10 protein-coding genes are annotated in these 10340 nt (G+C 71.7%); 9 read left to right on the top strand and 1 reads right to left on the bottom strand.

The window, feature by feature from the left end; all coding sequences use genetic code 11:
- On the bottom strand, positions 1–319 hold a 319-nt coding region (locus tag HUX53_RS39635), incomplete at its 3' end, for a hypothetical protein (protein WP_217920444.1).
- Positions 320–331: 12 nt separating this feature from the next.
- Here HUX53_RS39635 and infB point away from each other — a divergent pair.
- From infB to HUX53_RS39590, 9 genes are all read left to right on the top strand, one after another.
- Positions 332–2176: a translation initiation factor IF-2 gene (gene infB, locus HUX53_RS39630; protein WP_217920443.1), complete on the top strand. Its 1845-nt coding sequence runs from the start codon at positions 332–334 to the stop codon at positions 2174–2176.
- A gap of 288 nt (positions 2177–2464) precedes the next feature.
- The gene (locus HUX53_RS39625; protein WP_309237648.1) at positions 2465–2773 is read left to right on the top strand and encodes a DUF503 domain-containing protein; all 309 of its coding nucleotides are present in this window, start codon (positions 2465–2467) and stop codon (positions 2771–2773) included.
- 107 nt (positions 2774–2880) lie between these two features.
- Complete coding sequence (gene rbfA / locus HUX53_RS39620; RefSeq protein ID WP_176408392.1) at positions 2881–3390, top strand: 30S ribosome-binding factor RbfA; 510 nt, start codon at positions 2881–2883, stop codon at positions 3388–3390.
- Complete coding sequence (locus HUX53_RS39615) at positions 3387–4532, top strand: bifunctional oligoribonuclease/PAP phosphatase NrnA (RefSeq protein ID WP_309237647.1); 1146 nt, start codon at positions 3387–3389, stop codon at positions 4530–4532. The genes rbfA and HUX53_RS39615 overlap by 4 nt, the downstream gene beginning before the upstream one ends.
- A 23-nt stretch (positions 4533–4555) precedes the next feature.
- The gene (truB, locus tag HUX53_RS39610) at positions 4556–5428 is read left to right on the top strand and encodes a tRNA pseudouridine(55) synthase TruB (RefSeq protein ID WP_176408391.1); all 873 of its coding nucleotides are present in this window, start codon (positions 4556–4558) and stop codon (positions 5426–5428) included.
- Between the two features lie 117 nt (positions 5429–5545).
- Positions 5546–6214, top strand: coding sequence for a hemolysin III family protein (locus tag HUX53_RS39605; protein ID WP_309237646.1), 669 nt, complete (start codon positions 5546–5548; stop codon positions 6212–6214).
- Positions 6215–6309: 95 nt separating this feature from the next.
- Positions 6310–7254, top strand: coding sequence for a bifunctional riboflavin kinase/FAD synthetase (locus HUX53_RS39600; protein WP_176408393.1), 945 nt, complete (start codon positions 6310–6312; stop codon positions 7252–7254).
- Between the two features lie 225 nt (positions 7255–7479).
- Positions 7480–7749, top strand: coding sequence for a 30S ribosomal protein S15 (gene rpsO, locus HUX53_RS39595; protein WP_021599383.1), 270 nt, complete (start codon positions 7480–7482; stop codon positions 7747–7749).
- 284 nt (positions 7750–8033) lie between these two features.
- Positions 8034–10340, top strand: a 2307-nt coding sequence (locus HUX53_RS39590) for a polyribonucleotide nucleotidyltransferase (RefSeq protein ID WP_309237649.1), incomplete at its 3' end; no start/stop codon positions are given.

Raw genomic sequence — 10340 nt, 5'->3', positions numbered from 1 at the left:
GCGTCGGCGAGAGGCGGGACGGCCACGCGAGCCGCGCACGGCGCGGCTCCACGACCATTGCCTCGTTCGCCACGACGGCCGCTAGGACCCGCCGGGCGAGCACGCCCGCATCGAGCGGGTGCTTGCTCCCCTGCCCGTCGAGGCAGAAGTCGCGACCGCGGCAGGGGCCGATCTCGCCCCTGTCGACGCTCGGCGTGTCCACGGCCGCCGGGCCGGCAACAGTGGCGGCGGCCGCGGTCGCGGCGGCACGCAGGGCGCCTTCGGACGTCCCGGCGGACGCCCCGCGCGCGGACGCAAGTCGAAGCGGGCGCGTCGTCAAGAGTTCGAGAACATGCAGGCGCCCGCCGCCGGCGGTGTCTCGGCTCCGCGCGGCAACGGCAAGACCATCCGGCTGCCGCAGGGCGCGACCCTGACCGACTTCGCCGAGAAGATCGGCGCCAACCCGGCGTCGCTCGTCGCGATCATGATGCACCTCGGCAAGATGGTCACCGCGACCCAGTCCGTCGACCCCGACGACCTGATGTCGCTCGGGCTGGAGCTGGACTTCGACGTCCAGGTCGTCAGCCCCGAGGACGAGGACCGCGCGCTGCTCGAGTCGTTCGACATCGAGTACGGCGAGGACGAGGGCGGCGAGGAGTACCTCCAGTCCCGTCCGCCGGTGGTCACCGTCATGGGCCACGTCGACCACGGTAAGACCAAGCTGCTGGACGCCGTCCGGCACGCCAACGTGCAGGCGGGCGAGGCCGGCGGCATCACCCAGCACATCGGCGCCTACCAGGTCGAGACCGAGGTCGACGGCGAGGACCGCAAGATCACCTTCATCGACACCCCGGGCCACGAGGCGTTCACCGCCATGCGCGCCCGCGGTGCCGACACCACCGACCTGGTGGTGCTGGTGGTCGCCGCGGACGACGGCGTCAAGCCGCAGACCACCGAGGCGATCGACCACGCCACCGCGGCCGGGGTCCCGATCGTCGTCGCGGTCAACAAGATCGACGTCGAGGGCGCGGACCCGAACAAGGTGCGCGCGCAGCTGACCGAGTACGGGCTGGTCGCCGAGGAGTTCGGCGGTGACACCCAGTTCGTCGACGTGTCCGCCAAGCAGGGCACCAACATCGACGGGCTGCTGGAGGCGATCGTCCTGACCGCCGACGCCGAGCTCGACCTGAAGGCCAACCCCGACATGCCCGCCCAGGGCTCGGCCATCGAGGCCCACCTGGACAAGGGCCGGGGCGCCGTGGCGACCGTGCTGGTGCAGCGCGGCACGCTGCGGATCGGCGACTCGATCGTCTGCGGCGTGGCCAACGGCCGCGTCCGGGCGATGCTCGACGAGAACGGCAACAACGTCGAGGAGGCGGGCCCGTCCCGTCCGGTGATGGTGCTCGGCCTCGCGGCCGTGCCCGGCGCGGGCGACAACTTCCTGGTCGTCGACGACGACCGGATCGCCCGGCAGATCGCCGACAAGCGGGTCGCGCGCAAGCGCAACGCCGAACTCCTGAAGAGCCGCAAGAGCAGCTCCCTCGAGGAACTGTTCAAGGACTTCCAGGAGGGCAAGCGGCAGGAACTGCTGCTCATCCTCAAGGGCGACGTGTCCGGTTCGGTCGAGGCGCTGGAGGACTCGCTCCTCAAGATCGACGTGGGCGACGAGGTCAGCCTGCGGATCATCCGCCGCGGTGTCGGCGCGATCACGCAGGACGACGTCAACCTGTCGCTGGCGTCCGAGGAGGGCGCGGTCATCATCGGCTTCAACGTGCGGCCGGAGCGCAACGCGCAGGAGCTGGCCGACCGCGAGGGCGTCGACATCCGGTACTACTCGATCATCTACCAGGCGATCGAGGAGATCGAGGCGGCCCTCAAGGGCATGCTCAAGCCGGAGTTCGAGGAGGCCCAGCTCGGCACCGCCGAGGTCCGCGAGATCTTCAAGGTGCCGCGGATCGGCAACGTCGCCGGGTCGATGGTCACCTCGGGGATCATCCAGCGCAACGCCAAGGCCCGCCTCGTCCGCGACGGCGTCGTGGTCGCCGACAACCTCACGGTGTCGTCGCTGCGCCGCTTCAAGGACGACGCGACCGAGGTCCGCGAGGGCTTCGAGTGCGGTATCGGCGTGGGGTACAACGACATCAAGCTCGGCGATGTCATCGAGTGCTTCGAGATGCGGGAGAAGCCCCGCGTCTGAGGCCCGGCGGCCCGCCCGCACGGACCGCGCCCTCCGGGGCCGGTCCGGGCGGGCGGTTCGCCCGTCCGATCGGTAAACCGGGTGACACGAGCGGGCGGATCTTCTAGCGTCTCTGCTCGGCTCGGCGATACCGATCGCCCGCGCGCCCTCGTGCCGGCGGCCGCTGGCACGTCGCGGCGCGCGTTGCCGGTATGCCGTGGCCCCGCCACGGCGGGTCGACCACTTCCCGGGCACCGCCCGGGAACACGGCGGGTGATCCCCGTCGTTCCATCTTCAGAAGATCCCGAGGTGATCGACCAGGTGTACGTGGGTGCGCTGACACTCGACCTGCTGCTGGGGGACGTCCGCTCGCTGAAGCAGAAGCGGTCCGTCGTCCGGCCCATCATCGCCGAGGTGCACAAGCACTTCCCGGCGGTGGCCGTCGCCGAGACCGGCGGCAACGACCTGTACCGCAGGGCGGAGATCGGGGTGGCGGTGGTGTCGGGCAGCGCCGCCAACTGCACCCAGGTGCTCGACCAGTGCGAACGCCTGGTGGCCGGACGGCCGGAGATCGAACTCCTGTCCGCCCGCCACCGGATCTTCAGCTCCGAGGACTGAACGGCGTCCGGAACGGCGGGGGCGTGGGGGCGTCCCCCACAATGAAACGCCGGTCCCCCGGCGTTGGACCATAGAGGGTCGGCAGACCAGAGAAAGGGAGTGCGATCATGGTGGACGCAGCCCGGGCGCGCAAGCTCGCCGACCGCATCCAGCAGATCGTGGCCGAGATGCTGGAGCGGCGGATCAAGGATCCGCGGCTCGGCTTCGTGACCGTGACGGACACCCGCATCACCAACGACCTGCGCGACGCGACCGTGTACTACACGGTGTACGGGTCGGACGGCGAGCGCGCCGAGACGGCCGCCGCGCTGGAGAGCGCGAAGGGCGTCATCCGGTCGGAGGTGGGCCGCAAGACCGGGGTCCGGCACACGCCCAGCATCACCTTCGTCATGGACTCCCTGATGGAGAACGCGGCGCACATCGACGACCTGCTGGCCAAGGCCCGCGCCAAGGACGCCGAGGTCGCGCGCGCCGCGCAGGGCGCGGCCCCCGCCGGTGAGGCGAACCCCTACCGCGAGCCCGCCGCCGAGGACGAGGACCTCGACGAGGACCACTCCGACGGTCGCGACGCGGCGGGGGAGGGCGAGGACGGCCGTTCCGGACGCCCGTCATCGTGAGCGGTCCGGAGGGCCGCGCGGAGACGCCGGGCGCCGGCCGGCCGGAGGAGTTCCACCTACACGACGTGGACGGCCGCGCCGGGAACGGCCATGACCTCGTCCCGCGCGGCGGTGGCGGCGGCGTTCGCGCCGTGCCCGCCGACGCGTCCGCCGAGCTGGAGTGGGACCGCGCGGTCGAGCTGATCCACGCCGCGGAAGAGGTCTGCCTCGCCTGCCATGTGGCCCCGGACGGTGACGCCCTCGGCTCCATGCTGGCGCTGGCGCAGGCGCTGCGCGCGCTGGGCAAGCGGCCCACGGCGTCCTTCGGGGAGCCGTTCACCGTGCCGGCGATCCTGCGGTTCCTGCCCGGCCAGGAGTTGCTGGTGGAGCCCGCGCGGGTGCCGGCGGCGCCGGAACTGATGATCTCGCTGGACGCGGCGGGCCGCGCGCGGCTGGGCGAACTCGCCGGGCCCGCCGACCGGGCGGGCGCGCTGATCGTCGTCGACCACCACGCGTCCAACACCGGGTTCGGCGGCGTGCGGCTCGTCGACCCGGACGCCGCCGCCACCGCGGTGCTGGTCGAGGAGCTGATCCGCAGGCTCGGCGTCCCGCTGGACCGCGACATGGCGCAGGGCCTGTACGCGGGGCTCGCCAGCGACACCGGCTCGTTCAAGTACCCGTGCACGACCCCCGAGGTCCACGACCTGGCGGGACGGCTGCTGACGGCGGGCGTCCGGCCGGACGCGGTCAGCCGCGAGCTGTGGGACCGGGCCCCGTTCGGCTACCTGCAGGTCCTCGCGGGCGCGCTCGCGCGGGCCCGGCTGGAGCGCGACGCCGCCGGCGGCCGCGGCCTGGTGTGGACGACGATCGCGCGCGCCGACCGGGACGCCCGCGACGTCCACTACGACCAGCTCGAAGGGGTCATCGACCAGCTCAGGCGCACCGACGAGGCCGAGGTCGCCGTCGTGTGCAAGGAGAACGACCGGGGCGAGTGGTACGTCTCCACCCGCTCCAAGGGCGCGGTCGACGTCGGCCGCGCCTGCGTCGACCTCGGCGGGGGCGGGCACCGCACCGCCGCCGCGTTCACCATGGGCGGCGAGCCCGCCTGCATCATCGACCGGCTGCGCGCGGCGCTGCGCGTGCCCGGCGACCCCGACGACTGACGACTGACACTTTCGGAGCGCGCGTGGACAACTCGGGACTCGTCATCGTGGACAAGCCCGCCGGCTGGACGTCGCACGACGTGGTCGGGCGGATGCGGCGGCTGGCGAAGACCCGGCGGGTCGGGCACGCGGGCACGCTCGACCCGATGGCGACGGGCGTGCTCGTCCTCGGGGTCGGCAAGGCCACCCGCCTCCTCGGCCATCTCGCGCTGACGGCGAAGGGGTACGACGCCACGATCCGGCTGGGGCAGTCGACCAACACCGACGACGCGGAGGGCGAGATCACCGCGACGGCGTCCGCCGCGTCCGTCGCGGACGAGGCGCTGCACGCGGGCATCGCGGAGCTGACCGGGCCGATCCAGCAGATCCCGCCGCAGGTCAGCGCGATCAAGGTGAACGGGGAGCGGGCCTACAAGATGGCGCGCAAGGGCGAGGAGGTGGCGCTCGCCGCCCGCCCGGTCACGGTCCACGAGTTCACGGTCCTGGACGTCCGCCGGGACGGGGACGTGATCGACGTGGACGCGTCGGTCTCGTGCTCGTCCGGCACCTATATCCGGGCGCTGGCCCGGGACCTGGGCGCGTCCCTCGGCTGCGGCGGCCACCTCACCGCGCTGCGCCGCACCCGCGTCGGGCCCTACGACCTGGCGATCGCGCGGACCCTTGACCAGCTGGCCGAGAAGCTGGAGATCCTGCCGATGGGCGAGGCGGTCGCGGCGGTGTTCCCGCGGCGGGACGTCTCGGCCGAGGACGCCCGCAAGGTCGCGCACGGCGGGCGGCTCCCAGCCGCCGGGCTCGGGCCGGGCCCGGTCGGCGTCTTCGCGCCGGACGGCACGCTGCTCGCCCTCGTCGAGGAGCAGGGCAGGCTCGCCAAGCCGATCGCGGTGTTCGTCTCCTGAGTCTCCGACCGGGCGGGCAATGCGCCCGTGGCGAGCATCACCGGACGAAAGTGATGCGCGGCAACCTACGCCCACGTAACCTACGTAAGCGTAGGTTTCGTTGGTGAGGAGGTGTCCGTGACCACTGTGAAGGACCACCCCCCGGTGGCGTCCCCGACCCGCCCGCGGCTGCGCGGCTGGCTGCACCTCGGCGCGTTCCCCGCGGTGCTGGTCGCCGGGCTGGTGCTGGTGGCGCTCGGCCCGAGCGTGCACGCGCGGCTGGCGTCGGCGGTGTACGTGGCGGCATCGGGGATGCTGTTCGGGATCTCCGGGACGTACCACCGGCAGCGGTCCAGCCGGCTGATCGAGGTGCTGCGCCGGTTCGACCACGCCAACATCTACCTGATCATCGCCGGGACGTACACGCCGTTCGCGGTCCTGGCACTGGACGGCGGCGTGCGCCTCGCCGTCCTCGTCACCGTCTGGACGGGCGCCATCGCCGGCGTCGTGTTCCGCACCGCCTGGATCGGCGCCCCCCGCGCACTCTACGTGACCCTCTACATCGTCCTCGGCTGGGTCGCGGTGTTCTTCCTGCCGCAGTTCCTGGACGGCGCCGGAGTCGCCGCCTGCGTGCTGGTCGCGACCGGCGGCATCTGCTACAGCGTCGGCGGTGTCGTGTACGGGCTGCGCCGCCCCGACCCGTCGCCGCGCTGGTTCGGCTTCCACGAGGTCTTCCACGCCTGCACGCTCGCCGCCTACATCCTGCAGTACATCGCGGTGTCGCTGGTCGTCTACCAGTCCGGCTGAGGGGTACCCCCTGGGTGCGACCGGAGGCGTCCGGTCATGGCACTCTTAGGGTCGGCAGTAGACCGGGCAGGCACGTCCTACGCAGGGAGAGAATGGTGCGGCGTTGGAATGGCCTCGACGAGGTTCCCGCGGACTGGGGCCGTTCAGTGATCACCATCGGGGTGTTCGACGGCGTGCACCGCGGCCATCAGCGGATCGTCGGTGCCGCGGTGGCGGAGGCCCGCCGCCGCGGGCTGCGCTCGGTGGTCATCACCTTCGACCCGCATCCCGACGAGGTCGTCCGGCCGGGCACCCATCCGCCGCTGCTCGCCACGACCCGGCACCGGATCGAACTGCTGGAGGGTCTCGGCGCGGACGCGGTCGTCGTCGTCCCGTTCACACTTGAGCTGTCGAAGACGCCGCCGGACGAGTTCGTCCGGCAGGTCCTGGTCGACCGGCTGCACGCGGCGCACGTCATCGTCGGCGAGGACTTCCGTTTCGGGCACAAGGCCAAGGGGGACGTCGCGCTGCTGCGCGAGCTCGGCGAGAAGTACGACTTCACCGCCGAGGGCATGCCGCTCGTGGCCAACGGCGGCACGATCTCGTCCACCTACATCCGCGGACGGCTCGACGCCGGCGAGGTGGACGCGGCGGCGCGCGCGCTGGGCCGGCCGCACCGTGTGGAGGGCATCGTCGTGCGCGGCCACCAGCGGGGCCGCGCGCTGGGCTTCCCCACGGCTAATCTGGAGACGGCGCAGAACACCGCGATCCCGGCCGACGGCGTCTACGGCGGCTGGCTGGTCTGCGACTCCGACCGCTATCCGGGCTTCCGCTGGCCCGCCGCGATCTCCATCGGGACGAACCCGACGTTCGAGGGCGCGGGGGAGCGGACCGTCGAGGCGTACGCGCTGGACCGCGACGACCTCGACCTGTACGGCGAGCACATGGGCGTGGACTTCACCGAGCGCGTCCGCGACACGCTGAAGTTCGACTCGGTGGAGGCGCTGATCGAGCAGATGCACCGGGACGTGGACCGGATCCGGGACAGCACCTCCGAATGATCCGGGGCGAAGCACGCTTTTTCGCTGCGTACCCTGCGATAACAGAGGTTTTCGCTTCGTGACGGGGCGGGTTTCCGACATGGTACGGTGAATAGTCGCCGGGGAGGGCCCTGGCGCGGCTGGCTGCACCCTCATGCGGCCCGCCACCCTCTTGAAACGCACCATGCGGACCCGTGCGCCCTCCGGGCCCGGATCTGCGGGTGACGATCCCATCGAAGGAGCCACGTGTCGCTCGACACCGCCACGAAGAACCAGATCATCGCCGAGTACGCGACCACTGAGGGTGACACCGGATCGCCGGAGGTCCAGGTCGCGCTGCTGACGCGCCGCATCAACGATCTGACGGAGCACCTGAAGGAGCACAAGCACGACCACCACAGCCGCCGCGGCCTCCTGCTGCTGGTCGGCCGTCGTCGCCGCCTCCTGAAGTACCTGAGCAACAAGGACATCAACCGCTACCGGCAGCTGATCGAGCGACTCGGCCTCCGCCGCTAGCACGGTGAGGGAGTGGCCCGCCCGGGCCGCTCCCTTCCTTTTATGGCCGGGCGGGCCCGCGCACACGCCGCCCGCCCCGGCCGCACAACTGCAGACAAGCCTCGCGGACACCGCTGGTGCGGGCCGGTCCTCGGTAGTGGCTTCCGGATCCGTTCCGCCGCATCGGCGGACCTGTCGATCCGGGTGCTTCGATCGAAGACCGGCAGCGTGACGAGCCAACGGGAAACGGCCGCGAGGACCGACATGGAACCCTGAGGAGGTTTCCCGTGACTGAAGCCGTGCGCATCGACGGTGCGCAGAGCACCGAGGCCGTGATCGACAACGGCACGTTCGGCACCCGCACCATCCGCTTCGAGACGGGCCGGCTGGCCCGGCAGGCGGCCGGCTCCGCCATCGCCTACCTCGACGACGAGACGATGGTGCTGTCGGCGACCACCGCGTCCAAGAAGCCCAAGGACAACCTGGACTTCTTCCCGCTGACCGTGGACGTCGAGGAGCGGATGTACGCGGCCGGGCGCATCCCCGGCTCGTTCTTCCGCCGCGAGGGCCGCCCGTCCGAGGACGCGATCCTCACCTGCCGGCTGATCGACCGGCCGCTGCGCCCGTCGTTCACCAAGGGCCTGCGCAACGAGATCCAGGTCGTCGAGACGATCATGGCGCTGCACCCCGACCACCTGTACGACGTCGTGGCGATCAACGCCGCCTCGATGTCCACCCAGCTGGCCGGGCTGCCGTTCTCCGGCCCGATCGGCGGCGTCCGCGTCGCGCTGATCGAGGGCCAGTGGGTCGGCTTCCCGACGCACCCCGAGCTCGAGCGCGCCACCTTCGACATGGTCGTCGCCGGGCGCCTGCTGGAGGACGGCGACGTCGCGATCATGATGGTCGAGGCCGAGTCCACCCGCGACACCATCAAGCTCGTCGGCGAGGGCGCCACCGCCCCGACCGAGGAGACCGTCGCCGAGGGCCTTGAGGCGGCCAAGCCGTTCATCAAGGTGCTGTGCAAGGCGCAGAGCGACCTCGCGGCCGTCGCCGCCAAGGAGACCCGCGAGTACCCGATCTTCCTGGACTACCAGGACGACGTGCTCGCCGCCGTCACCGACGCCGTCGGCGGCGACCTCGCGCAGGCGCTCACCATCGCCGGCAAGCAGGAGCGCGAGTCCCGGCTCGACGAGATCAAGGCGGCCGCCGCCGAGCAGCTCGCCGAGCGGTTCGAGGGGCGCGAGAAGGAGATCTCCGCCGCTTACCGCGCCGTCACCAAGAAGCTGGTCCGCGAGCGGGTCATCCGCGACGGGCTGCGCATCGACGGCCGCGGCCTGAAGGACATCCGCCAGCTCACCGCGGAGGCGCACGTCGTCCCGCGCGTGCACGGCTCGGCGATCTTCGAGCGCGGCGAGACCCAGATCATGGGCGTGACCACGCTGAACATGCTCCGCATGGAGCAGACGATCGACACGCTGAACCCCGAGCGCACCAAGCGCTACATGCACAACTACAACTTCCCGCCGTACTCCACCGGGGAGACCGGCCGGGTCGGCTCGCCGAAGCGGCGCGAGATCGGGCACGGCGCGCTCGCCGAGCGCGCCCTGCTGCCCGTGCTGCCGACGCGCGAGGAGTTCCCGTACGCGATCCGGCAGGTGTCGGAGGCGCTCGGCTCCAACGGCTCCACCTCGATGGGCTCGGTGTGCGCGTCCACCATGTCGCTGCTGGACGCGGGCGTCCCGCTGCGGCAGATGGTGGCGGGCATCGCGATGGGCCTGATCCACGAGGGCGGCGAGTACGTCACGCTGACCGACATCCTCGGCGCCGAGGACGCGTTCGGCGACATGGACTTCAAGGTCGCCGGCACCCGCGACCTCATCACCGCGCTGCAGCTCGACACCAAGCTCGACGGCATCCCCGCCTCGGTGCTGGCCGCCGCGCTGAAGCAGGCCAAGGGCGCCCGCCTGGCGATCCTGGACGTCATGCAGGAGGCCATCGAGGCGCCCGCCGAGATGAGCCCGAACGCGCCGCGGATCATCACGATCAAGGTCCCGGTCGACAAGATCGGCGAGGTCATCGGCCCCAAGGGCAAGATGATCAACTCGATCCAGGACGACACCGGCGCCGACATCACGATCGAGGACGACGGCACCATCTACGTCGGCGCCACCGACGGCCCGTCCGCCGAGGCCGCGCGGCAGGCGATCAACTCGATCGCCAACCCGCACATGCCGGAGGTCGGCGAGCGGTTCCTCGGCACCGTCGTCAAGACCACCACGTTCGGCGCGTTCGTGTCGCTGCTGCCCGGCAAGGACGGCCTGCTGCACGTCTCGCAGATCCGCAAGCTGCACGGCGGCGCCCGGATCGAGAACGTCGAGGACGTCATGGGCGTCGGCGAGAAGATCCAGGTCGAGGTCACCGAGATCGACCAGCGCGGCAAGCTGTCGCTGGTGCCGGTCGAGGTGATCGAGCGCGAGGCCGCCGACAAGGGCGACGGCGGCGACGGCGCCGCCGAGGCGTCCGACGACGGCGACTCCGGCGAGCGGCGCCCGCGCCGGCAGGGTCACGTGTCGCTCACATTCCGTCGTTGGAAAGCGGCCGACGGCCCGTCC

It is taken from the genome of Actinomadura sp. BRA 177 (assembly GCF_013372625.1).
GTDB lineage: Bacteria > Actinomycetota > Actinomycetes > Streptosporangiales > Streptosporangiaceae > Spirillospora.
This window is presented reverse-complemented; position numbering and strand designations above follow the sequence as displayed.

Excerpts from the sequence above, each read along its gene's own strand:
- rbfA (WP_176408392.1), top strand. The coding sequence starts at position 2,881 with ATGGTGGACGCAGCCCGGGCGCGCAAGCTCGCCGACCGCATCCAGCAG.
- infB (WP_217920443.1), top strand. The coding sequence starts at position 332 with ATGCAGGCGCCCGCCGCCGGCGGTGTCTCGGCTCCGCGCGGCAACGGC.